Below are 23296 nucleotides of genomic sequence, written 5' to 3'. Positions count from 1 at the left end.
GCCCCCCACCCCCGGCACACATGCCCCCCCAAACCACACCCCCCCCGGGGGGTTTCAATTTTCCCCCAAATTGGGTTTTTTTGTGGCCAAATTTGCCCCCCCCGCGAGGGGTGGGTAGAGGGGTATTAGATCTTGCCCTCGTAGTAGGTGTCGGCGACCGAGAGGGCCTCGTCGATGATGTCGAGGCCGCGAACGAGGTCCGCTTCCGAAATAATCAGCGGCGGCGCCACCTGCAGGCGGTTGCCCGCGGCAAACGGCCACAGGCCGGCCTGCTTGCACGCGGCCACCACGGCGTTGAACGGGGCCGCAGCCTCGCCAGCCGCGTTGAACGGGATGAGGGGCTCGCGCGTATCGCGATCCTTCACCAGCTCGATCGCCCAGAACAGCCCTGTGCCGCGCACCTCGCCGACCGCAGGGTGCTTTTCCGCGATCTCGCGCAGACGCGGCGCCACGACGCGCTCCCCGAGGTCGCGCACGCGCTCGAGGATGCCCTCTTCCTCGAAGATGTCGAAGGTCGCGACACCGGCCGCCGCACCGAGCGGGTGCCCGCTGTAGGTGAGCCCGCCCGGGAACGGCTTCTGATCGAAGGTGTTGTGCACGGCCTCAGAGATGACCACGCCGCCCAGGGGCACGTAGCCCGAGTTGACGCCCTTCGCGAAGGTGATGAGGTCGGGCTTCACGTCGAACGCCTGGAAGGCGAACCAGTGCCCGGTGCGGCCGAAGCCAGCCATGACCTCGTCGGCGATCAGCAGGATGCCGAACTCGTCGCACAGTGCGCGCACGCCAGCGAGATAGCCGGGCGTCGGAATCAGGATGCCGTTCGTGCCCGTCACGCTCTCCAGGATGATCGCGGCGATCGTCGCGGGCCCCTCTAGCTCGATAGTCGAGCGCAGGTGCGCGAGTGCGCGCTCCGTCTCTTGCTCGGGGGTCTCCGAGTAGAAGACCGAACGGTAGGGGTACGGGCCGTGGAAGTGGACGACGCCCGCGTCGAGCGTGCCGTTCGCCCAGCGGCGCGGTTCACCCGTCAGCGTGATCGCCGTTGAGGTCGAGCCGTGGTACGAGCGGTACCGCGCGAGCACCTTCTGGCGCCCGGTGTGGTGGCGCGCCATGCGCACGGCGTACTCGACCGCGTCAGCGCCGCCGTTGGTGAAGAACACCGAGCGGGCGCCCTCGAACGAGTGCTCCACAATGCGCTTCGCCAGCTCGCCGCGCACGTCATTTGCCATCGCGGGCTGGATCGTCGCGAGACGCCCGGCCTGATCTTGAATCGCCTTGACAAGCCCGGGGTGCTGGTGCCCCAGGTTCAGGTTGACGAGCTGCGACGAGAAGTCGAGGTACTCAGTACCGTCGTAATCCCAGAAGCGCACGCCCTCACCCTTGGCCACGGGCAGCGGGTTGATCGCGCCCTGCGCCGACCACGAGTGGAAGACGTACTCGCGATCGTTGCTGCGCACCTCGCGCTGCGCCTCGGTGTCGCCGAAGCTCTGCTCGGCACCGGTGAGATCGATGTAGTCGCTCATTGCGGTCAGCTCCTTAGTGGTTGCTCGGGAAGCCGAGGTCGATCTTCGACTGGTCGGCGTTGGGCCAGCGGGTCGTGACGACCTTGGAACGAGTGTAGAAGTTGATCGACTCGGGACCGTAGATGTGGGCATCGCCGAACAGCGAGTCCTTCCAGCCGCCGAACGAGAACGCCCCGACGGGAACCGGGATCGGCACGTTCACGCCGACCATGCCAGCTTCGACCTCGAATTCGAACTGGCGCGCGACGCCGCCGTCGCGCGTGAAGATCGCGGTGCCGTTGCCGAACTGGTGCGAGTTGATGATCTCGAGGCCGGCCTCGTAGCTGTCGACGCGCACAATGGCGAGCACCGGGCCGAAGATCTCTTCGAGGTACACCTTGCTGTCGGTCTTGACGTGATCAATGAGTGAGACACCGGTGAAGAAGCCGTCGCCCTCGAACTTCGCCTCGCGGCCGTCGACGATGACCGTGGCTCCCTCGGCCTCGGCGCCGGCGACGTAGCCCTCGACGCGCTCCTTGGCCTCGCGGGTGATGAGCGGGCCCATCTCGGAGGCTGGATCGGTGCCGTCACCAATGGTGAGGTTGGCGATGCGGCTCGTGAGCTCGGAGATGAGACGATCTGCGACGTCACCGACCGCAACGACAACCGACACGGCCATGCAGCGCTCGCCGGCCGAGCCGTAAGCGGCCGAGATCGCCGCGTCAGCGGTCACCGTGATGTCTGCGTCGGGCATCACCATCATGTGGTTCTTCGCACCACCGAGAGCCTGCACGCGCTTGCCGTTGGTCGCGGCGCGCTGGTAGATCGAGCGGGCGATCGGGGTGGAGCCGACGAATGACACGGCCTTCACATCGGGGCTGTCGAGCAGCGTGTCGACGGCCGACTTGCCGCCGTGCACAACGTTCAGCACGCCATCGGGGAGGCCTGCCTCGCGGAAGAGATCGGCGATGAAGACCGAAGCGGAGGGGTCGCGCTCCGACGGCTTCAGCACGACGGTGTTGCCGCACGCGATCGCGCTGGCGATCATCCAGAGCGGCACCATCACCGGGAAGTTGAAGGGAGTGATCGCAGCGACGACGCCCACGGGCTGCTTAATCGAGTGCACGTCGACGCCGGTCGAGACCTGCTCGTCGCGTTCGCCCTTCAGCAGGTGCAGCAGACCCGACGCAAATTCGACGTTCTCGAGACCACGCGCAATCTCGCCGGCGGCGTCCGAGAGCACCTTGCCGTGCTCGCTCGTCACAATCGCGGCGAGCTCTGGCGTGCGCTGCTTCAGCAGCTGACGCAGGTTGAAGAAGACGTCGGCGCGCTTCGTGAGGCTCGTCTTGCGCCACATCGGCAGCGCATCCTTCGCGGCTGCGATCGCACGCTCGACGGTCTCGACCGATGCAATGCTCAGCTCGTGCTGCGCCTCGCCGGTCGCCGGGTTGTACACGGGCTGAGTGCTCTCAGCCGCGTCGATCTTTTCGCCGCCAATGACGTGGGGAATGCGTGCCATGCGTCCGCCTGCTTTCTGCTGGTGCTGCTGAGTTCGGTTCAGTGCCGTGTGGTGCGATGCGCGTCGCGCACCAAGCGCGCGATTCGGGCAATCTGTTCGGGATCGGTGACCCCGCCATTTCCCAGTGTGACAGGAGACCTGCACCGGAGCGACCCACAATCCATCCACTATTTCCGTCGCTGCCGTACACTGTGTCCGATATGTCTGAAACTCGCACCGACGCGCCGCCCGTCACCGTGACCGACGCCCTCGCACTCCCTGAACTGCAAGCCGGCGATCCCGAGCTTGTCGCCGGGCGCACAGGCCTCGGCCGTTCAATTCGATGGGCGCACGTCGTCGCGGGAGCGAGCGCGATCCCCCTCCTTGAGGGCGGTGAGCTGATTCTCACCACGGGAGCAGGCTGGCCGGGGGATCACTCGGCGCTCGACAACATCGCGACCTCGGTGGTCACTGCCAACCCTGCCGCGGCCATACTTGAGCTCGGCGCCCACTTCGACGCTGCGCCCGCAGAGCTCGTCGACGCGTGCGAACGTCACGGAATTCCGCTGATCGTGCTGCACCGCGAGGTACGGTTCGTGCAGATCACCCAGCGCATCCACCAGCGTGTGCTCGCCGCGCAGACCGAGGCGTTGGCGGCACGCGCCGAGGTGCACACGATGCTGACCGAGCTCGGGCTGAACCGCAGCCCCGTCGACTACGTGGTCGAGCGTCTCGCCGAGACCCTCGACGCGCCGGTGATCCTCGAAGACTCGGCCGGCCGGGTCGTCGCCTGGGCCGGGGGCGAACTCCCACCGCAGGAGGCACTGGCGCCGTGGGTCGCGGCGGTCGGGAGTGCGGGATCGGGCGTCGGATCTGGCGCGGGCACGGCGGCGAGCGCGACGCCCGCGTTGCCGCCGGAGGCGGAAACCGTCGCGGTGGAAGCACAGGGGAAACGGTGGGGTCGGCTCTCGGCGCTGCCGGGGCCGCCGCACGCCGCTGGGCGTCGCACCGTGCTTGAACTCGGCGCGTTTGCACTGGCGCTCGGCAAGCTTGCGGACCCAGACGGCGAACAGTGGCTGCAGCTGAGTTCGAAACGCCTGTTCGATGCGCTGCTGGGCGGCCGCTACCGCAGCGACAGCGAACTCTCGGCCCAGCTCGCCGCGGCGGGGCTGCCAATCGAGGGGCGCGTGCTGCTCGGGGCGACGCTGCGCGGTACAGAAGAATTCGGCGGACACAGCTCCCTTGAGCGCGCGGTGCTCGAGACGGCGCTGCGCCGCGCCGCGGCCCCCGAGGGCCGCGTGATCCTCATCCCGGATCCAGCGGAACCCACCGATCCCCCGTCTCCCGCCGCTTCGGCGGAAAGCAGCGACCCGGCCCGCGCTGGCCGCACGCCGCTGCTCGCGCTGCTCTCGTTTCCCGCCGACGACCCCCGGGTCGCGGCTGCGGCGGGTTCAGCCGCGGCTCCCCCGCTCGCCGCGCGGCTGGCGCACGAGCTCGACATGCTGATCCCGACCCCGACGCCAGCATCCTGGCGCGCGCACCTCGGGCTCGGTGCTCCCGGCCGAGGGCTGCGATCCCTGATCACGTCGCTTGAGCGCGTGCGCGCCGCCGGGCGACTGCGGCCGACCGCCTCAGTTGGCCGCGTCACCGTGCAGCAGGCTGAGCGTCAGGCGCTTGCGTACCTCGTGCGCGGGCTGTCTGCGACGCCCGAGGTGCAGGAGTTCGCGGCCGACACGCTCGGTCCCGTGATCGCGCACGATGCGGGTACGGGCACTGGGCACAGCGGCGATCTGCTTCGGGTGTTGCGCGCGTACCTCACGCATCCCACAAATCGCTCACTGGCGGCGCAACAGGCGCGACTGTCGCGATCTGTGTTCTACCAGCGGCTCGCGCTCATCGAAGATCTGCTCGGCGTCGACCTCGCCGACGGCACCACGATCACTGCGCTGACCGTCGCGCTACTCGCGCGCAGCGACTGATCGCAGCGACTGACAGCGGCGACCCCGTCAGTTCGACCAGAGGCTCTGGTATTCATGGCCCAGCCCGATAACCAGCCGACGCAGCGCCGGCAGCGACAGCCCAATCACGCAGCTCGGCGCGCCCTCGATGCGTTCGATGAAGGCTCCGGCGAGGCCGTCAATCGCGAACCCACCGGCGAGCTCGAGTGGTTCGCCGGTCGCCACGTACGCGGCGAGTTCGGCGTCGCCAAGGTCGGCCGCGAGCGTCACCGAAGCGGTGTCTACCGCGCCAGCGGCGCCGCGCACCGCGCCGCCCGTGCAATCAATGAGCCAGTGGCCAGAGTGCAGCACCCCGGTGCGCCCGCGATGCTGCTTCGAGCGTTCGAGTGCAACCTCCGGCAGGTGCGGCTTGCCGAGAATCTCGCCGTCGAGCAGAAACATCGAGTCTCCGCCGAGCACGAGCCCGTCGAGTTCGCCCGTGCCCTCCGGCCCGAATCTGCGCACCACATCCTCCGCCTTCAGCCGGCCGAGATACTCCGTAAGTTCGGGCGCTGTCAGCGCGCGACCGAGCTGCGCCTCGCGCGCCGCGACCTCGGCCTCTTCATCGACCTCTGGCGAAAAACAGACGGGCTCGATACCGGCTCCCCGCAGCACAGACAGTCGGGCGGGAGACGTAGAAGCGAGAATCAGACGCATGCCTCGAAGTGTACGGGCAGCGCAAATCAGCAGTCTTCCTGAGCACCCACCGGCACTCTGAATTGCACCCCTAGCTAAGTTTGAGAAACCGTGCCAATCTGGGGTTATGGGGCACTTGGTATACGCAGCGACCGTTGAGTATCCGGTCGAAGATCGGATGCTGGCGCATGTCAAAGCGGCGGTGGGCGTGAAGTTCCGGCGCCGAGAGAGCTTCTTCCTCAGCTGGTCCAATCCTGCCGATCGCGGCAGCGGGCGCATCTCGCTCTGGCTCTCGCCCTCGATCCCCCTGATCTTCCGGTTTTCGGGGAGCCGATTGCCAGAGCTGAACTCCACCTGGGTCGACGTGCTCTGCGAGCTGTCGAACACCCCGCGTGGCCTGCTGCTCATCTCCGAAAAAGAAGCCGAGCTGCACGCGGCGCAGCACCCGCCCGCTTAACAGCATCGATCGGGCAGCGTTGCCCACAGAAGGAGTACACCGTGGGCAAACTGCACTATGACCACACGAACGTCTTCGAATTCGACGACCGCGCGCTGACGCACTTGCGCACGGTGATCGTGTCGAAGTTCATGATGCACGAGAGCTTTCTCTTCACGTGGACTGACAGCGGAAAACAGCGCAGCATCTGGTTACACCCTTCTGTACCCATGCACTTCGAGTTCGACAGTGCAGAGACGCCCAAGATCAACCGCAAGTGGGTGGAAGAACTCGGCGCATCGTCGAATTCGCCCGTCGGCTTGCGTATCACCCCCGAACCCGAAGACTAACGAGCGCGGCGCAGTCCCTAGGCACCCGCTAGTAGCACAGCCGAGACGCGGGCCGCGACACCCCTGATTCCCTGGTATCACGCGCGCTACACCTTTCTGGCGAGACGCGACAACCCCCTGTTCTGCACCGCCACGACGGTCGTACGGTGTGTACATGGGGTCGCACCGTGCCTCCCCGTATAACGGAAGGAGTTCTCCCATGGGTTTCCTCGGATTTTTGCTACTCGGTCTGATCGCAGGCGCCATCGCGAAGGCCATCCTGCCGGGACGTCAGGGCGGTGGCTGGATCGCCACCCTCATCCTGGGTGTTGTCGGCGCGCTGCTCGGCGGCTGGCTTGGTTCGGTGCTCTTCGGCGCCGATCTCGGAGAGTTCTTCTCGATTGAGACCTGGTTGGTCGCAATTGGTGGCTCGATTGTTGTGCTGCTGATCTGGGGCCTGATCACGGGCCGCAAGGGTCGCACCGCGGCCTAATCGGCACCGACGAGCGAGGTCGACCTCGCGCAGTGGGAGAATAGGGGCATGTCTGCATTGCACAGCTCAGCCCCTCTCGAACCCGGCGCAGAGGTCGACCTCGTCGTTACCGGCATCGCCCACGGCGGTGTCGGTGTCGCACGCCACGAAGGTCGCGTCGTTTTCGTCGCTGACGCGATTCCCGGCGAGCGCGTTCGCGCCCTCGTCACCGACGCACGTAAGAAATCGTTCGCTCGCGCGACGACGATCGAGGTTCTCGAAGCCTCCGCCGATCGCCGCGAACACATTTGGGCCGAAGCAGCCGTCACCCGCGCTCCAGAGGATCGCGCCGGCGGCGCAGAATTCGGCCACATCTCGCTTGATCGCCAGCGCTCGCTGAAGGCGGAAGTACTCGCAGACGCAATGAAGCGCTTCGGCGGAGTAGAACTCGCCACTGAGGGTGACGAAGACCTCCCCAGCGCACTCGCCGAGATCGTCGAGCCAGCGCCCGGGTTTATCGACGACGAGTCCGACGCCTACGCCGACACTGACGCAGATACGGGTCTGCACTACCGCACGCGCGTTCGGCTGCACGTCGATCCAGAAACCGGCGCCGTCGGCCCCTACGCGGCGCGCAGTCGCCGCGTGATCCCGGTCGAATCGCTGCCGTTGGCATCGCAGGCCGTCAATCAGATTGCGCCGCTCGCCGATCTCATGCCCGGCGTCGAAACCATCGATCTCGTCGCCCCGTCGGGCGATGACCCCCGCATGCTGCTGACGCTCGCGGGCGAGAAGCAGCGCTCCGGCTCAGCCGATGCGATTCGCGAGTGGGTGGAGGATCGCGGATTCCTCGTGCGCGCTGGCGGTTTCTGGCAAGTCCACCGTGCTGCTCCTGCGGTGCTGTTCACCGCGGTGCGCGATGCTGTATCCGATCTCATTGCTGAGGGGCGCTTCGAGCCGGGGGCCGGCAACCTTGACCTGTACGGTGGCGCCGGGCTGTTGGCCGCTGCCGTCGCCGAGGCCGCTGGCCCGGGAGTCAAGATCGCGACCGTCGAGTCAGACCCCTCCGCTACAGAAGACGCCGCAGAAAATCTCTCAGAGATCGTCGGCGCGCTCGCGCACACCGCACGCGTCGATCGCCACCTGGCCGATCTACTCAAGGCCGCTGCCCCGGTTCGGGATCGGCTGCGACGCGGCACCGTCGTGCTCGACCCGCCCCGCTCGGGCGCCGGCAATGGTGTGACCGCGCAGCTTGTTGAACTCTCCCCGGCAAACATCGTGTACGTTGCCTGCGATCCCGTGGCGCTCGCGCGCGACACGAAGTCGCTGCGTGATGCCGGGTACGACCTCACGGGGCTCCGCGCGTTCGATATCTTCCCGCATACGCACCACTTCGAGTCGCTCGCTGTTTTCCAGCGGGCGTAGGCGCACCGCGACACCTGCACCTCCGCAACCGCGCTGAAATAGTTCGCTGCGATCATGGGGACATGACAACGGCGTTCACACTGGTACAGCTCTCGTATTTCAGCGCGGTCGCGCGGCTCGAAAACATGACGGCTGCCGCGGCCGAACTCAGCGTCACGCAGTCGACACTGTCGAGCGCGATCTCGCAGCTCGAGCGCGAGCTCGCTGTCGAGCTCTTCACGCGCGACCGCGGGCGTGGCCTCCAGTTGACACCCGCCGGGCGAACGTTACTCGCGCGCGGCCCAGCCCTGCTCGAAGAGGCGGAGCTGCTCGCGACGTCGGTGCGTTCGGCGAGCGCGGCGCTCTCGGGCGAGCTCACTGTTGGCATCTATGCGCCACTCGCCCCGTTTCGCGCGCCAGAGATACTCGACCGGTTCGAGGCGGCTTACCCTGACGTGCAACTGACGTTCTTCGAGGGCGACCAGGGCAGCCTGCAAGACGCCCTGCACGACGGGCGCTGCGAAGTGGCGCTGATGTACGACCTCGGTGTGGACCATCGCTTCGAACGCACTGTCATCGACCGCGTGCCGCCCCACGTGATCGTGCCGGAGGCGCGGGCCCAGGCGCTCGCCGGGCGATCCGTCGTGAGCCTCCGGGAGTTCGCCGATGAACCCTTCATTCTGCTGAACCTGCCCCACACGGGTGATTATTACCTGCGCCTGTTTCGACAACTCGGGCTCGAACCGCGCATCAGGCACGTGTCACTCGGCTACGAGACTGTGCGCTCGTACGTCGCGCGGGGGCACGGGTACTCGATCCTGAATCAGTGGCTCGACCAAAGCCTGACCTACTCGGGCAAGCGCGTGATTCCGCTCAGGCTCTCCGACGAGTTCCCACCGACGGAGGTCTCACTCGTGCAGCGCCGCGACATCTCGTCGACGCGCAAGGCACAGGCGTTCATTGAAACCTGTCGGGACATTTACGCTGGCCGCACGCGGTCATCGACTCCTTCGATCGGCGACAACGAAACTTCCCATTAGACGTGACCTGCCCCGTCTTCGAGGATTGGGGAACCCGGTCACCGCCGATGCCGCGCACCGACCCGACCCGACCGGGACACTCATGGAGGACGCAATGACGCCGAATTCCGATCAAGCCCGCCCGCTCGCAACCGCTCCCCCGTCCGAACACGGGACGACGTTTCCACCCACTGACCCGGTCAACCTGCCAACAGGACCCCTGCCGGTCGCGGAACGCAAACAACTCGACAAGAAACGTCTTCGCGTACTGCTCGCCGGCAGCGTCGGCCAGTTCATCGAGTTCTACGACTTCAGCCTCTATGGCCTTTCTGCGCTGACGCTGGCCACACTCTTCTTCCCGAGCGACAACCCGGCCGTCGGACTCCTCTCGACGTTCGCCGCCTTCGGCGTCGCCTTCTTCATTCGACCGCTTGGCGGCCTGTTTTTCGGCGCCATCGGTGACCGCTACGGTCGTCGCCCCGTGCTCTACATCACACTGCTCACGATCGGCGTCGCGACCGCGGGTATCGGGCTGTTGCCGACGTATTCTCAAATCGGCGTTGCTGCGCCCGTGCTGCTCGTACTGTGCCGACTGCTGCAGGGCTTCTCCGCCGGTGGCGAGTCGGTCGGCGCACCCGCCTTCGTGTTCGAGCACGCACCGAAGCATCGCCGCGGCATGTGGTTGAACATCACGCTCGCAGCGACGGCGCTGCCATCGGTCATCGGGGGCGCGCTGATCTTGATGCTCTCGCAGAACCTCTCGGCCGAAGCGTTCGAGGGCTGGGGCTGGCGCGTGCCATTTCTGCTCGCGCTGCCGCTCGCCGCGTTCGGTCTCTGGATCCGCTCACGCACCGACGAGTCGGATGCGTTCAAGGAGGTGCAGGCCGAACAGCAACAGAGCGACGAACGCCAGACCCCGATCCGCGATGCTTTTCGCGAGAACTGGTTGAAGATGCTCCAGGTCATCATGGTGATGGGGCTCACCGCGATGGGGTTCTACTTCCTCTCCGGCTACTTCGTCTCCTACGTACAAACGGCCGGTGATCTCTCTCGCGAGAGCTCCCTGCTCGCGAACGCCGCAGCGATGCTGCTCTACGCGCTGCTGCTGCCGATCGGCGGCATCATCGGCGATCGGGTCGGGCGTAAACCGATGCTGATCGTTGGCGCCGCGACCATCGCCGTGCTCGCGGTGCCCGCCTTCTTGCTCGTGACGTCGGGATCCCTCCCGCTCGCGATTCTCGGCCAGTTCATCTTCGTCGGTGCCGTCTGCATCTACGGCGGCGGCTGCTACACGTTCTTCGTCGAGATCTTCACTACGCGCACCCGATTCACCTCCGCCGCCGTGAGCTACAACGTCGGCTACGCCATCTTCGGCGGCACCGCCCCGTTCGTGGGCACGTGGCTCGTCGAGAGCACCGGCTTCGACGCGAGCCCGGGCGTGTACATGGCAATTGCCGCCGCGATCGTCTTCCTGGTGCTTGTGTTCACACGAATTCCCGAAACCCACCCGCTCAAGCGGAAGCCCGCGACAGGAGTTGCCCGATGACCCGCGATTCAGACGTTTCGTTCCTCGAAGATTTTCACGCCGTCGCGCAGATTGGGGCGACACCGGCTCACGGCGTCGATCGCCAGGCTGCGACCGCCGCCGACCGCGAGACTCGTGAGTGGTTTCGCGCATTCGCTGAGCAACGCGGCTGGGAGACGCGCGTCGACAGCATCGGCAATCAATTCGCGCTCGTCGAACTCGTGCCAGGCGCACCCTACGTGCTGCTGGGTTCGCACCTCGACTCACAACCACTCGGCGGTCGCTTCGACGGCGCCTACGGCGTGATCGCCGGGCTGCACGCGGCAGAGCGGATCGCCGCTCGCGCCGTCAGTGCCACCGCCGGCCCCGTGTACAACGTCGCGGTCGTCAACTGGTTCAACGAAGAGGGCGGACGGTTTGCGCCGTCGATCATGGGGAGCTCCGTGTTCGCCGGCATCAAGAACGAGCAGGAGATGCTCGAGGTGCGAGACCTGAGCGGCATCAGCGTGCGCGAGGCGCTCGCGGGCATCGGATATCTCGGCACTGACGAGCGGCCGGTCGTCTCGGCCTACGCTGAAATCCACATCGAACAGGGTCGCATCCTCGAGCGCGAGGGCCTGACGATCGGTGCCGTCGATCGCAGCTGGTACACCCAGAAGCTCGACATCGAGGTGCTCGGCGAGCAGTCCCACACGGGCGCGACCGCCATGGCGGATCGGCACGACGCACTGCTGGGTGCCGCCAAGGTGATCGCGAAGGTTCACGAGGTCACCGACCTCTTTGAACCAGAAACCCTCGTCTCCTCCGTCGGCCAGCTCACGCTGGAGCCGAACTCCCCCATCGTGGTGGCACGACGGGTGCACCTCATCGCCGACCTCCGCGCCGACGACGCAGCTACGGTGCTCGCCGCGCGCGATCAACTCCTCGCCGACGTCACGGAGATCGCCGACGCCTACGGGCTCACGATCAATGCCCGCGATTTCGACGTGCGAGATAACCAGCACTACCCCGAATCGGGCCTGGCCCTCGCCGAGGCGGCCGCCGCTGAGCTCGGCCTCGGTTCGCGGCGCATCCGCACGATGGCGGGCCACGATTCGGTCGCAATGAACCGGATCGTGCCAACCGTCATGCTGTTCGTGCCGTCGGTCGATGGCGTCAGCCACTGCGAACGGGAGTTCACCCGAGACGAAGACATGGTCGAGGGTGTCGCGATGCTGGCCGAGGTCGGGTGGCGACTCGCGCACGGGGCGCTTCAAGCGGAAGACGCCGGGTTGTCGGGTACCTCCGCCACCGCCGCGGCGCACGCGTGAGTGAGGGGTAAGCCGCCATGTCAGTCACCACCCCAACCGGCACTGCAGTTCAGGACCTCGCTCACATCGACGCTCACACCGCACGGCGACGATTCGAACACGGCGATCTCACCCCGAGCGCACTCCTTGAGGCCACGCTTGCTCGCATCGAAGACGTTAACGGTGACGCCGAGCGGGGAGGCGTGAACGCCTTCACCGAGGTGCTCGCCGATTCAGCCCGGAAGGCCGCGCGAGCGGCAGACGCCGCGTTTGCGGCGGCCCGCCCGGGCGATGCGCCACTCCCAGCGCTACTCGGCATCCCCATCGCAACAAAAGAGAAGCACGGGATCGCGGGGCGCTCACTCGTGCAGGGTCTCGCCGCCTGCAGCGGCGAGGTGGCCACCGCTCACCACCCGGTCGTGCAGCGCATCCTCGAAGCGGGCGGGGTGATCCACGGACGTACGACCTCCCCCGAGTTCTCGTGCGCGACCACAACGCACTCCCCGATGTGGGGCGTCACCCGTAATCCGTGGAATCTCGCGGCCACCCCCGGTGGCTCGTCGGGCGGCGCGGGGGCAGCGCTCGCGGCTGGCATGGCAGTGCTCGCAACGGCATCCGACATCGCGGGAAGCACGCGCGTGCCAGCGGGGTTCACGGGCACCGTCGGCTACAAGGCCCCCTATGGCCGGATTCCCGGAATCGCCCCGCTGTCGGCGGATTGGTATCGGGGCGATGGCCCCATGGCCCGGACGGTCGCCGACACGGCGCTGTTTGCCGAGGTCATGAGCGGGCGTCACGCGGCCGACCACGCGTCGTGGGGGCCGCACGGCGGGAGCGATCTCACAGCCGCCCTGCGCGGCGCCGAGGGGGCGCGGGGGCTCCGCATCGGCCTCTCACTCACACTCGGCGATTATCCCGTCGCGGCGTCAATCCGCGACCGCACACTGCGCGTTGCGCGGGCCCTCGAAGCTGCCGGCGCCGAGATCATCGAGGTCACGCTACCGTGGACCACCGAGCGGCTGCGCCGCACCGCCTTCGCTCACTTCGGGCACATCCTCGGGCCAGCGATGACACGGCTCACCGCGGGCACGGAGTCACAGCTCGCGGTGTACACCCGCCGATTCATCGCGGATGCCGAGCGTGCCGCGGCCGACGTGAGCCTGCCCGACTCGCTCGCGCTCGACGCGGCCGTGCAGGCCGAGCTTGCCACTGCAATGCGGGGCGTCGACGTGCTGCTGGCACCCACTCAGGCGGTCGAAATGCTCGACGCCGACGGAGACTATCTCGACGGGATTGATGTTCACGACCACGACGGCACGCCGCGGCACCTCGCACACTACTGGGAAGCGCACCTGACGAGCCCGTTTAACATCGCAAACCGGGTGCCCGTACTCGCCGTTCCGGCTGGGGTGTCACCCGTCGGCGTGCCGATTGGCGTGCAGGTTGTCGGTCATCCGTTCGCCGAAGCCTCGGTGTTTCGGGCCGGTTCAGCCATCTCTGACCTCGTGCCGATGCCGCCGTTTCCGTCACTCTCGTCGCTCAGCGAGCCATCGAACTACGGCGCGACCACCCGCACCACGCCGCGCATCTCGGGGTGTATCGAGCAGATGTAGTTGAACTCGCCAGCCTTCGAGAAGCGGTGCGTGTAGCTGCCCTCGGTGACCAGCTCGGTGACAAAACTGCGATCTTCGGCCACGACGTCGTGTTCGTTGGGGCCGACGAACTCCCAGCGGACCGCCTGACCGGGCGCGATTTCAACCTCTGCGGGGTCGTACGTGTTGTCGGACACGGTGACCGTCACGACCGCCTTCACGTCGTCATCGGAGGGCACGGGCTCGGGTTTGCCGGGGGCGCAGCCCACGAGCAGGGCGGTGGCCCCGATCCCGAACACGCTTGCGGCACCGCTCAGCAAGCGACGCCGTGAGATGTCATGCGTCATTGAAACCAGCTCCCCGCTCAGTGCTGGTGCAGCGCGCGGGCCGCGTCGGTGATTGCGCCCGTCATCGACGGGTAGACGGCGAACGCCGAGGCGACCTGGTCGACCGTGAGTCGGTGCTCCACCGCGAGCGCGAGCGGGAAAATCAGCTCGCTTGCGCGGTGCGCGACGACGACGCCTCCGATCACCGTGCCCGAAGCCTTCCACGCGAAGAGCTTCACGAAACCGTCGGTGAAGCCGATCATCTTTGCGCGCGGGTTCAGGCTCAGCGGGATCGTGTGTGAGATCGCCTTCGCGACATCTGACGCCTCCGCAAGGGAGTTCTCGTTCCAGCCGACGGTCGCGATTTCGGGGTACGTGAAGACGTTCGCGGCGACGTTGCGCAGATCGATGGGGCGCACGAAGTCGCCGAGCGCGTGCATGATCGCGGTGCGACCCTGCATCGACGCCACCGACGCGAGCGGGAAGAAGTCGGTGCAGTCACCCGCTGCGTAAATCGAGGGCACGTTCGTGCGGGCAACCTTGTTCACGCGAATGTGGCCACTGTCGGTGAGCGAAACTCCAGCCTCGGCGAGGCCGAGACCCTCGGTGTTCGGGATCGAGCCGACCGCCATCAGGCAGTGCGTCGCCTCAATGGTGCGGCCGTCTTCGAGCTCGACGAGCACGCCCTCCTTCGTGCGCGTGACCGAGGTCGCACGCGACTTCGACATCACCTGCATGCCGAGGCGGGTGAACTCACGCTCGATAACGCCGGCGGCGTCGCGATCCTCACCCGGCAGCACCTGTTCGCGGCTCGAGACCAGCGTCACCTCGGAGCCGAGGGTGCGGTAGGCGTTCGCGAACTCGGCACCGGTCACGCCGGAGCCGACGACCACGAGGTGCTCGGGCACGGAGGGAAGATCGTAGAGCTGCTTCCACGTGAGGATGCGCTCACCATCGGGCTTTGCCGAGTCGAGCTCGCGCGGGCTTGATCCGACCGAGACAACGATCGTGTCGGCCTCGACGCGGTCGAAGTCGGTGCCGCCACCGCCCGCAGCGGTCGAAATTACGACGGCATTGTGCCCGTCGAGACGGCCTTCGCCCTGTACGACGCGCACTCCCGCTTCTTCGAGCGAGCGCAGCATGTCGACGGACTGGGCACCCGCCATCGCGAGCAGTCGTTTGTTGACGGCTGCAAGATTCACGGCGATCTCGGGGCGCACGGGCTTGCCGTCACCGCCGGGCACGAAAGCCTGCACGCCGAGCTTGCCCGAATCGCGCACGCTCTGAGCCGCGCTGGCGGTAGCAATGAGGCTCTTCGACGGGACGACGTCGGTGAGCACGGCCGCGCCGCCGACACCGGCGCGCTCGATCAAGATGACCTCGGCGCCGAGCTGGGCTCCGGCGAGTGCGGCTTCATAGCCGCCCGGGCCGCCGCCGACTATCGCGATCCGATGCTTACGTTCATTCGCTTTCGCCATGGGGCAAGTCTACGCAGCCGAGCGGGGTCACGCTGGCGAGGCATGCTGCGGGGGGGGGGGGGGGAGAGAGAGCGGGTCGCGCCGCGGGACTACTCCCCGCGCTGGCACTCCGTGCGGCACTCGCGCTCGCAGTAGCCCGGCCAGCGCTTCTCGAGTCGGTGATCGAGGCCCATCCAGTACGACTGCATGACGGAGCTGGTGCGCGCGCCCATCCAGAGCTGGATGTTGCGAACGGCCTCGCCGTCGGCCCACAGCCACTCGTCAAACCAGGCATCGACCGCTCCGGCGAGCGCCTCGCCGCGCGGGCGCCCCACGCCGGGTCGCGGGCTCTCAGCGCGCTGCTCGCGACAGAGCCACGTCACGCCCACGAGAGGCGGAGCCGGCAGCGTCTCGATCTGAATCTCTGAGAACACTTCGATGAACACTCGCCCGTACGACGTGTCGGGAAGTTCACGCAACCACTCGCCGAGCTGCACCAGGTCTGATGCGTCGCCGGCAGCGAGCACGCAGTCGATCCCGTCGGGGTCGATGACCGAGACAGCCTCGGGGAAGTCGGACGATTCGGAGTAGTTCACGCCTTCATCTTAGGTGAACCTAACCAAGGTCGGAAGATCTCACAGCGAATTCGATGACATTGGTCGCGGGGCGTCACGTGCCCGGCCGCGCATCACCGGTCGCCTAAGATCAGAAATCACTGAGGAACGCTCCGCGCCCCACCGAACGAAGATGTTGGAAGGACTGCACAGCTATGACGAGGACCGACCCCTCCGCAGCCCCGGCGGTGCTCGAGCGAGACCCCGGAATGCCCGCATCGTCGTGGCGATTGCGAAGCGACGCCTGGGAATACCTGCGGTTCGCGGTGAAGCGTCTCGCGACTGACTCGGATTCGCCCGACACCCTCGCCGCCGATGGAGAGGTGCACCGCAACCTGCGCGCGCTCGAAGCGATCGAGCTCTACTGGGCCGGGTTCGGGCAGCGCTACGTGCGGGCGATCGGCGATTTGCTCGAGACCGGTGATTACCGCACTGCGCTCGACCGTATCGGCCGCGTCGTTAAGCGCCTGCGCAACGACACCGTGCCCGACGAGCCGCGCGACGAGTTCCTTGATGAGCAGGAGCGCGCCGAGTTCACTGTCGACTCAGACCCTCGGCCCCGTTTCGAGGTGCTGGTCGTCGATGAGACAACGGCGCAGGATCGCGACGGACTGCGCGCTGAGGTGCTGCGCCTGCGCGCGGCCGCCGACGATTTCGTCTACGACTACGTGGTGGTGCCATCTGCCGACGACGCGGTCGCCGCGGTGCTCACGAACCCCAACATCCTCGCCTGCGTGGTGCGCCCGGGCTTCAGCGAGCGCACGCGTCAAACGCTCAGTCGCGATCTGCAGCAGGCGATCCGGCTTGCGCGCGCCGAGGTCGTGCCGAGCGCGGCCCCGCCTCGCAGTTCGCTCGCGCCGGTACAGCGCGTCTTGGGTCTCGCCGAGACGCTCTCCGCGATCCGGCCCGAACTCGATCTGTATCTCGTCGCGGGCGCTCACATCGAAGATCTGGCCGGCGCGCTCACGCGCCGCTTCCGCCGGGTGTTTCGGCGCGAGGATCAGCTCGAGCTGCACCTCACACTGCTGCGCCGAGTGTCGCACCTCTACGACACCCCCTTCTTTTCGGCGATTCAGGATCACGCCAGGCGCCCAGTAGGCGTGTTCCACGCGCTGCCCGTCGCCCGCGGCGGTTCCGTCGTGTCGTCGAAGTGGATTCGCGATCTCGCAGACTTTTACGGCCTGAATCTGCTGCTCGCCGAGACGTCAGCGACCTCCGGCGGGCTCGATTCGCTGCTCGCCCCGACCGGCGCCATCAAGAAGGCCCAGGATCTGGCCGCCCGCGCCTACGGAGCGAAGCACACGTTCTTCGTCACCAACGGCACGTCGACCGCGAACAAGATCGTGCACCAGGCACTGATGGCGCCGAACGACGTGGTGCTCGTTGACCGCAACTGCCACAAGTCGCACCACCACGCCGTCATGCTCACGGGCGCTCGCCCCGCGTACCTCGAGGCGTACCCGCTCAATGACTTCGCGTTCTACGGGGCCGTGCCGCTCTCGAGCATCAAGCAGCTGCTGCTCGACTATCGCGCGCAGGGGCGGCTCGACGAGGTGCGCATGATCACGCTCACGAACTGCACGTTCGACGGCATCGTGTACGACCCCGAGCGGGTGATGGCCGAGTGCCTCGCGATCAAGCCCGATTTGGTGTTTCTGTGGGACGAGGCGTGGTTCGCGTTCGCTGCGTTCCACCCCGTGACGCGGCGGCGCACCGCGATGGCGGCCGCGAAGCGGCTCGAACAGCACCTCAGCACGACGACGCACGCCGCGGCGTATCGGGCGCAGCAGGCGCGGTTGTTCCCTGACGGTGCCGGGGGTGACGCTGGTGCCGCTGCGAGCGACGAGGTGTGGCTGTCTGAGCGGCTCATCCCGTCACCCGAGGCGCGCATTCGCGTGTACGCGACGCAGTCGACGCACAAGACGCTCACCGCGCTGCGCCAGGGCTCGATGATTCACGTGTACGACCAAGACTGGGTGCGCGACGCCGAGGAGTCATTCCACGAGGCGTACATGACGCACACCTCGACGTCGCCGAACTATCAGATCCTGTCGTCGCTCGACATCGGGCGCCGCCAGGTCGAACTCGAGGGCTTCGAGCTCGTGCAACGCCAACTCGATTTGGCGACCAGCCTCTCGCAGGCGATCGCGCGGCACCCGCTGCTGCGCCGCACGTTCCGGGTGCTCACCGCACACGATCTCGTGCCGTCGGCGAATCGCGAATCGGGCCGCCCCATGCCGCTCCGCGACGGGCTCTCATCAATGTGGCAGGCGTGGGCGACCGACGAATTTGTCGTCGACCCGTCGCGCATCACCATCGAGATCAGTCGCACCGGCGTCGACGGCGACACGTTCAAGCACGAGTACCTGATGGACCGCTACGGCATTCAGGTCAACAAGACGAGCCGAAATACGGTGCTGTTCATGACGAACATCGGCACCTCGCGCAGCGCTATCGCGTATCTCATCGAGGTGCTCGTAAAGCTCGCGGAACGCTTCGAAGACGAGCGCGCGCAGCAGGATCCGTCGTTCCTCGTCACCGACGAAACGCCGATGCCGCCGCTGCCCGACTTCAGCTCGTTTTCGAACGCGTACGCGACCGACGGCGTGCTGCCAGACGGCGACATGCGCGCGGCGTTCTTCCGCGGGCAGCAGCGCGGTGCAGTAGAGCACGTGTCACCGGCGGCGCTGCGCGAGCGCGTGGCCAACGGCGAGGTGCCGGTGTCGGCGGGCTTCGTGACCCCCTACCCGCCCGGCTTCCCCGTGCTCGTGCCCGGTCAGGTCATCTCGGCCGAGGTGCTCGACTTCATGGCGGTGCTCGACACGCGCGAGATCCACGGTTACGACGCTCGCCGCGGCTACCGCATCCTCCGCCCGGAGTAGGCGGCCGGGCGCCGCCGCGCCGCACCGCCCCGCCGCGCCGCCCCAATCCCGCTGACCACGAGCGTTCTCGTCGAGAGCGAGGGCTTTTGCGCCTGTTTTCCCCTCGCGTTCAACGGGAACCCTCGTGTTCGGTGGGGCAGCTCTACACTTGAGCGCATGAACGACGCCATCTCGACGGAGCCCGCAACCACACCAGCCGACATCGCCGCCGAGGCCGCCGCTGCCATCGCACGCCTCACCGGCGTTGAGCGCCACGACATCGCGCTGACCCTTGGCAGCGGCTGGGGCAAGGCCGCCGACGTAATCGGCGAGACAGTCGCAGTGGTACCGGCCGAGGAGGTGCCCGGCTTCCACGCATCCGGCGTTCCGGGGCATTCGGGAACGCTCCGCTCGATCAGGCTCGCAACCGGAAAGCACGCGCTCGTGATCGGTGCACGCACCCACTTCTACGAGGGTCGGGGTGTGCGGTCGGTCGTGCACGGCGTGCGCACCGCGGCGGCGGCGGGTGCCGAGATCATGATCCTCACCAACGGGGCTGGCGGGGTTGATCCTGCGTTCCGTGCCGGTGAGCCCGTGCTTATCAGCGATCACTTGAACCTCACGGCCGTGTCGCCGATCGAGGGGGCGAACTTCGTCGACCTCACCGATCTCTACGCGTCGCGCCTGCGGGATATTGCGCGCTCGGTCGAGCCCAGCTTGCAGGAGGGCGTCTACGTGCAGCTGCCCGGGCCGCACTACGAGACGCCGGCCGAGATTCACTACTTGCGCACCGTCGGCGGGCAGATCGTGGGCATGTCGACGGCGCTCGAGGCGATCGCTGCGCGCGAGGCAGGCATGGCGGTGCTCGGGCTGTCGCTGATCACGAACCCGGCGGCTGGCATGGGCGATCCCCTGAGCCACGCCGAGGTGCTCGCCGAGGGCAAGGCCGCAGAGCCACGCCTCGCCGATCTGCTCTCGCGCGTGGTCGCGCGCCTCTAAGGCGCGCCCACGCCCGCGCCCGGTGCTCTGCGCGCCCGCGCCCTCCGGAGCGGGGTAACTTTTGGTGGGTGTCGCGCCCCTGACACGCACCACAAGTTACCCCGCTCGCGATGGGCGGGAGGAAGGCACGCGATGGGCGGGAGGAAGGCTCGCGGCGGCGAAACACGGGGCGACGCGCGCTAGGCTCAGTGGGTACGTGCGCGCAGCGCGCAGCACTCAAGGAGGAGCGCATGGAGTCAGTTGACGTCGTCGTCATCGGAGCAGGATTCGCCGGGCTGGTCGCCGCCCGTGAGCTCGGCCACGCCGGGCTCAATGTCGTGGTCCTCGAAGCCCGCGACCGCGTCGGCGGGCGAACGTGGACCGACCACCGATTCGGGCACGATCTCGAACTCGGCGGGACGTGGATCCACTGGGTCCAGCCGCACACCTGGGCCGAGGCGACGCGTTACGGCCGCGAGGTCGAGCGCAGCCCGAGCGCCGACGAGGCCTACTGGCGTGGCGCCGACGGATCCACTCGCCAGGGCACGCTCGCCCAGTTCATGGCGCTCATTAGCGACGGTCAGCAGCGGGTCATCGACGACGTGCGGGAGGCGATTCCGCGCGGCATTGAGCCGACTGCCGGGAACATCCAGGCGCTCGACTCGATGAGCATTCAGGATCGCATAAACTCCCTCGGGCTTGACCCCGAGGCGCAGGCGGCGACGGAATCGGTGTGGGTGGGACACGTCAACGCGCCGCTCGACGAGGTCGGCCTGTCGAGCGCGCTGCGCTGGGTCTCGGCGACCGGCGGGCACTGGGAACTCATGCACGAAGCGTCCGCGACCTACCGCGTGGTCGGCGGCATGAGCTCCTTCACAGCTGCAATCGCGGCCGACGTGCCCGGAGACGTGCGTCTCAGCACGACGGTTGAGTCTGTCACACACGATGCCGACGGGGCAGAGGTAGAGCTGGCAGACGGGAGCCGGATCCGGACCCGACGTGTCGTCAGTACCCTGCCAGCGAACGCAATTTCGGGAATCAAGTTTGACCCGCCGCTACCCGAGGTCTGGCAAAGACTCGGCCAGGAGCGCGTCGCGTCGCAGGGGACGAAGGTATGGATCCGGGCGCGCGGACATGTGCCGCGATTCTTTGCGTATGCGAGCCAGCATGATCCGCTGTCAGTACTGAAGGCAGAGTATTACGGGGTCGACGACGACGGTGAGTACACGCTGCTCGTCGGGTTTGGCCCTGATCACACGCGCATTGATCTTGAGAGTGTGGCGGCGGTGCAGGCGGCGGTTGACGCGTTCCGTCCGGGGATCGAGGTGACCGGGGTGACCGCGCACGATTGGATGACCGACGAACTCTCGCAGAACACGTGGATGACGCACCGGCCCGGGCAGCTCACGCGCGACCTCTCGGAGATGCAGCGCCCGCACGGAGTGGTGCACTTCGCGACGACCGACAACGCCAACCTTTGGGGCGGGTTCGTCGACGGTGCGATCGAAAGCGGCCTGCGCGAGGCGCGCAACATCGCGAAGTCGCTGCGCCGGTAACCCGCCCCTCCCCAAACCACCTCCCCCATCTCCCACCACCGGAGCGGGGTAACTTGTGGGGCGTGTTGCACGTGGAACACGCCCCACAAGTTACCCCGCTCGCAAAAGCGCAGCGCAGCAAGCGCAGCGCCCGCAGCGCCGCAAGCGCAGCGCCCGCAGCGCAGCATGCGCCCGCAGCGCCGCGCCTAGCGCTCGTAGACCGGGCGGCCGTCGACCACCGTCAGCACGATGGGGACGGTCGGCAACTCGTCAACTTCGACCTCCACCGGGTCAGCGCCCCACACCGTCAAGTCGGCGACGGCGCCAACTTCCAGCACGCCGCGATCAACGTGACCGCGGGCCTGCGCGGGCCACAGCGTATACGCCAGCAGCGCTTCCTCGGCGGTCAACCGCTGCTCTGGCTCGAACACGTTCGCGTGCTGGTCCCCCGGCGTGCGACGCCCGCGGGCCCACGCCATGCCCAGCCGCGGATCGTACTGAGCGACAGGCCAGTCCGAGCCGAGCGTCAGCGTGACCCCGGCATCGAGCACGTCGCGCACGCGATATCCGGTCGCGTTGCGGCCCTCACCGAGGCGCGTCGCCCACCCGTCGCTGTGGTCCGCTGACCGCCACTGCATATGCAGCGGCTGCATCGAAGCCGTTACCCCGCTGCCGCGCAGTTGCTCGACGTCCGCATCCGAGAGCACTTCAAGGTGCTCGATCGTGTGGAACGGCAGCCCTGCCCGCTGCGGCAGTGTCGCGTACACGTCGAGCACGCGGCTGACCGCGTAGTCGCCGACAGCGTGCGTTGCGATGAGCATGCCGGCGTCGTGATACGCCCGCACGACCTCGCCAAACCGATCCCACGACGGCCAGAACGGCACCCGACCGTCGCCACACGCGTCGGGAGCGTGCAGCCAGGCCGTACCGGTGTCGATCACGCCGTCGCTGAACAGCTTGATCGCGCCCGTTTGCCAGAGTCGCCCGGCCCGATCCTTCGCCGCGATGACCCGGGCCACATCGGCGTCTGTGTCGCCGACGGCGTGCCAGTGGTGCACGGTCAGACGATGATCCAGCTCGCCCCGCTCCTCGAGCTCCGCGAGCAGCTCGACCGTGCTGTCCTTGCCGTCCATGATCGCGCCGCCCGTCAGCCCGACCGCGGCGAGCCGGCGGAACATGTCGCGCAGCGCGTCCCGGTCTTCGTCGTGCGCGGGTTTCGGCGCCGCGTCGAACACGAGGTTGTAGGCCGTTGGCTCGCGCAGTTCACCGGTCGGTTCCCCCGTCTCGTCGACCACGATCTCGCTCGCGTCGTCGAACGAACGTGCGCCCGTGATGCCGGCTGCGGCGAGCGCGGGGGCCGTGGCGATCGCCGTGTGCAGGTCGTAGCAGATGAGCGCGACGGGACGGCCCGGTGCGGCGTCGGCGAGCAGATCGCCGCGCAGGCCCGTGTGCTCGAACGCCTCGTATTCGAGGTTCCACCCGCGCAGCCAGGCGTCCTCAGGCAGCCGCGCGTGCGCTGCGGCCAGCGCCGATCGCAGCTCATCAATCGTTTCAAGGCCGCCCAGGTCAATGCCCGCCGTGACAGTCGCCGCCCAGTGCGGGTGCGTGTGCGAGTCGAACAGGCCGGAGGTGATGGTCGCGCCCGCGAGATCCCGCACCGGGATCGCGAACTGTTCTGCCGCGGCCACGATCTCGGCATCATCACCGATGAGTTCGATGCGCCCCTCGCGGACGAGGATCGCGGTGGCCTTCGAGTGGGCCTCCGTGTTGGTGCGCAGCCTCGCGCCGATCAGCGCAAGGTCGCTTCCGTGGTGCTCCATGAGGTTCCT

General features: G+C 67.4%; 19 protein-coding genes. 12 read left to right on the top strand and 7 right to left on the bottom strand.

Annotated elements, in window-relative coordinates:
• Positions 1-125: 125 nt before the first annotated feature.
• Positions 126-1520, bottom strand: a complete 1395-nt coding sequence (locus tag ACFWHR_RS03350; protein WP_382446852.1) for an aspartate aminotransferase family protein — start codon at positions 1518-1520, stop codon at positions 126-128.
• 13 nt (positions 1521-1533) lie between these two features.
• Entirely contained in the window at positions 1534-3018 is a 1485-nt protein-coding gene (locus tag ACFWHR_RS03345; protein WP_382446851.1) for a CoA-acylating methylmalonate-semialdehyde dehydrogenase, read from the bottom strand.
• A gap of 200 nt (positions 3019-3218) precedes the next feature.
• Here ACFWHR_RS03345 and ACFWHR_RS03340 point away from each other — a divergent pair, with 200 nt between their 5' ends.
• Positions 3219-4976, top strand: coding sequence for a PucR family transcriptional regulator (locus ACFWHR_RS03340; protein ID WP_382446850.1), 1758 nt, complete (start codon positions 3219-3221; stop codon positions 4974-4976).
• Positions 4977-5003: 27 nt separating this feature from the next.
• Here the strand turns inward: ACFWHR_RS03340 and ACFWHR_RS03335 are convergent, their stop codons facing one another.
• A complete protein-coding gene (locus ACFWHR_RS03335; protein WP_382446849.1) occupies positions 5004-5651 on the bottom strand; it encodes a Maf family protein in 648 nt (215 codons plus the stop codon).
• 106 nt (positions 5652-5757) lie between these two features.
• On the opposite strand from ACFWHR_RS03335, the gene ACFWHR_RS03330 reads away from it, so the two are divergent.
• From ACFWHR_RS03330 to ACFWHR_RS03295, 8 genes are all read left to right on the top strand, one after another.
• The gene (locus tag ACFWHR_RS03330; RefSeq protein ID WP_382446848.1) at positions 5758-6087 is read left to right on the top strand and encodes a hypothetical protein; all 330 of its coding nucleotides are present in this window, start codon (positions 5758-5760) and stop codon (positions 6085-6087) included.
• Between the two features lie 41 nt (positions 6088-6128).
• Positions 6129-6416, top strand: a complete 288-nt coding sequence (locus tag ACFWHR_RS03325; protein WP_382446847.1) for an ATP-dependent DNA ligase — start codon at positions 6129-6131, stop codon at positions 6414-6416.
• A gap of 199 nt (positions 6417-6615) precedes the next feature.
• A complete protein-coding gene (locus ACFWHR_RS03320; RefSeq protein ID WP_382446846.1) occupies positions 6616-6888 on the top strand; it encodes a GlsB/YeaQ/YmgE family stress response membrane protein in 273 nt (90 codons plus the stop codon).
• A 48-nt stretch (positions 6889-6936) separates the two neighbouring features.
• Positions 6937-8292, top strand: a complete 1356-nt coding sequence (locus ACFWHR_RS03315) for a class I SAM-dependent RNA methyltransferase (protein ID WP_382446845.1) — start codon at positions 6937-6939, stop codon at positions 8290-8292.
• Positions 8293-8354: 62 nt separating this feature from the next.
• Entirely contained in the window at positions 8355-9311 is a 957-nt protein-coding gene (locus ACFWHR_RS03310) for a LysR family transcriptional regulator (protein WP_382446844.1), read from the top strand.
• Positions 9312-9405: 94 nt separating this feature from the next.
• Positions 9406-10836, top strand: a complete 1431-nt coding sequence (locus tag ACFWHR_RS03305; protein ID WP_382446843.1) for an MFS transporter — start codon at positions 9406-9408, stop codon at positions 10834-10836.
• Complete coding sequence (locus ACFWHR_RS03300; RefSeq protein WP_382446842.1) at positions 10833-12125, top strand: M20 family metallo-hydrolase; 1293 nt, start codon at positions 10833-10835, stop codon at positions 12123-12125. The genes ACFWHR_RS03305 and ACFWHR_RS03300 overlap by 4 nt, the downstream gene beginning before the upstream one ends.
• A 17-nt stretch (positions 12126-12142) precedes the next feature.
• Positions 12143-13717 carry an amidase gene (locus tag ACFWHR_RS03295; RefSeq protein WP_382446841.1) on the top strand — a complete coding sequence of 525 codons (1575 nt, stop codon included), beginning with the start codon at positions 12143-12145 and terminating at the stop codon, positions 13715-13717.
• On the opposite strand, the gene ACFWHR_RS03290 is transcribed toward ACFWHR_RS03295, so the two are convergent.
• The 3 genes from ACFWHR_RS03290 to ACFWHR_RS03280 form a co-directional block, all read right to left on the bottom strand.
• Entirely contained in the window at positions 13660-14043 is a 384-nt protein-coding gene (locus tag ACFWHR_RS03290; RefSeq protein WP_382446840.1) for a cupredoxin domain-containing protein, read from the bottom strand. The genes ACFWHR_RS03295 and ACFWHR_RS03290 overlap by 58 nt on opposite strands.
• Before the next feature lie 17 nt (positions 14044-14060).
• Positions 14061-15500 (bottom strand): NAD(P)H-quinone dehydrogenase, encoded by a 1440-nt coding sequence (locus ACFWHR_RS03285; protein ID WP_382446839.1) that lies wholly within the window; start codon positions 15498-15500, stop codon positions 14061-14063.
• Positions 15501-15589: 89 nt separating this feature from the next.
• Positions 15590-16075 carry an SIP domain-containing protein gene (locus ACFWHR_RS03280; protein ID WP_382446838.1) on the bottom strand — a complete coding sequence of 162 codons (486 nt, stop codon included), beginning with the start codon at positions 16073-16075 and terminating at the stop codon, positions 15590-15592.
• Between the two features lie 173 nt (positions 16076-16248).
• Between ACFWHR_RS03280 and ACFWHR_RS03275 the strand changes: the two genes are divergently transcribed.
• From ACFWHR_RS03275 to ACFWHR_RS03265, 3 genes are all read left to right on the top strand, one after another.
• Positions 16249-18975, top strand: coding sequence for an aminotransferase class I/II-fold pyridoxal phosphate-dependent enzyme (locus ACFWHR_RS03275; protein ID WP_382446837.1), 2727 nt, complete (start codon positions 16249-16251; stop codon positions 18973-18975).
• 156 nt (positions 18976-19131) lie between these two features.
• On the top strand, positions 19132-19953 hold the full coding sequence (locus tag ACFWHR_RS03270; protein WP_382446836.1) for a purine-nucleoside phosphorylase: 822 nt from the start codon (positions 19132-19134) through the stop codon (positions 19951-19953).
• A gap of 230 nt (positions 19954-20183) precedes the next feature.
• Positions 20184-21488: a flavin monoamine oxidase family protein gene (locus ACFWHR_RS03265; RefSeq protein WP_382446835.1), complete on the top strand. Its 1305-nt coding sequence runs from the start codon at positions 20184-20186 to the stop codon at positions 21486-21488.
• A 185-nt stretch (positions 21489-21673) separates the two neighbouring features.
• Here the strand turns inward: ACFWHR_RS03265 and ACFWHR_RS03260 are convergent, their stop codons facing one another.
• The gene (locus ACFWHR_RS03260; RefSeq protein ID WP_382446834.1) at positions 21674-23287 is read right to left on the bottom strand and encodes an amidohydrolase; all 1614 of its coding nucleotides are present in this window, start codon (positions 23285-23287) and stop codon (positions 21674-21676) included.
• Between the last annotated feature and the right edge of the window lie 9 nt (positions 23288-23296).

The sequence above is a fragment of the Leucobacter sp. NPDC058333 genome (assembly GCF_042726155.1).
Lineage (GTDB): Bacteria > Actinomycetota > Actinomycetes > Actinomycetales > Microbacteriaceae > Leucobacter.
The sequence above is the reverse complement of the archived record's forward strand: the minus strand, read 5'-3'. Positions and strand labels throughout refer to the sequence as shown.

What these genes read in the sequence shown, in the direction of transcription:
- ACFWHR_RS03300 (WP_382446842.1), top strand. Translation starts at nt 10,833, where the DNA reads ATGACCCGCGATTCAGACGTTTCGTTCCTCGAAGATTTTCACGCCGTC.
- ACFWHR_RS03265 (WP_382446835.1), top strand. Translation starts at nt 20,184, where the DNA reads ATGGAGTCAGTTGACGTCGTCGTCATCGGAGCAGGATTCGCCGGGCTG.
- ACFWHR_RS03340 (WP_382446850.1), top strand. Translation starts at nt 3,219, where the DNA reads ATGTCTGAAACTCGCACCGACGCGCCGCCCGTCACCGTGACCGACGCC.
- ACFWHR_RS03330 (WP_382446848.1), top strand. Translation starts at nt 5,758, where the DNA reads ATGGGGCACTTGGTATACGCAGCGACCGTTGAGTATCCGGTCGAAGAT.
- ACFWHR_RS03350 (WP_382446852.1), bottom strand. Translation starts at nt 1,520, where the DNA reads ATGAGCGACTACATCGATCTCACCGGTGCCGAGCAGAGCTTCGGCGAC.
- ACFWHR_RS03295 (WP_382446841.1), top strand. Translation starts at nt 12,143, where the DNA reads ATGTCAGTCACCACCCCAACCGGCACTGCAGTTCAGGACCTCGCTCAC.
- ACFWHR_RS03335 (WP_382446849.1), bottom strand. Translation starts at nt 5,651, where the DNA reads ATGCGTCTGATTCTCGCTTCTACGTCTCCCGCCCGACTGTCTGTGCTG.
- ACFWHR_RS03310 (WP_382446844.1), top strand. Translation starts at nt 8,355, where the DNA reads ATGACAACGGCGTTCACACTGGTACAGCTCTCGTATTTCAGCGCGGTC.
- ACFWHR_RS03305 (WP_382446843.1), top strand. Translation starts at nt 9,406, where the DNA reads ATGACGCCGAATTCCGATCAAGCCCGCCCGCTCGCAACCGCTCCCCCG.
- ACFWHR_RS03290 (WP_382446840.1), bottom strand. Translation starts at nt 14,043, where the DNA reads ATGACGCATGACATCTCACGGCGTCGCTTGCTGAGCGGTGCCGCAAGC.
- ACFWHR_RS03315 (WP_382446845.1), top strand. Translation starts at nt 6,937, where the DNA reads ATGTCTGCATTGCACAGCTCAGCCCCTCTCGAACCCGGCGCAGAGGTC.
- ACFWHR_RS03320 (WP_382446846.1), top strand. Translation starts at nt 6,616, where the DNA reads ATGGGTTTCCTCGGATTTTTGCTACTCGGTCTGATCGCAGGCGCCATC.
- ACFWHR_RS03270 (WP_382446836.1), top strand. Translation starts at nt 19,132, where the DNA reads ATGAACGACGCCATCTCGACGGAGCCCGCAACCACACCAGCCGACATC.
- ACFWHR_RS03275 (WP_382446837.1), top strand. Translation starts at nt 16,249, where the DNA reads ATGACGAGGACCGACCCCTCCGCAGCCCCGGCGGTGCTCGAGCGAGAC.
- ACFWHR_RS03260 (WP_382446834.1), bottom strand. Translation starts at nt 23,287, where the DNA reads ATGGAGCACCACGGAAGCGACCTTGCGCTGATCGGCGCGAGGCTGCGC.
- ACFWHR_RS03285 (WP_382446839.1), bottom strand. Translation starts at nt 15,500, where the DNA reads ATGGCGAAAGCGAATGAACGTAAGCATCGGATCGCGATAGTCGGCGGC.
- ACFWHR_RS03345 (WP_382446851.1), bottom strand. Translation starts at nt 3,018, where the DNA reads ATGGCACGCATTCCCCACGTCATTGGCGGCGAAAAGATCGACGCGGCT.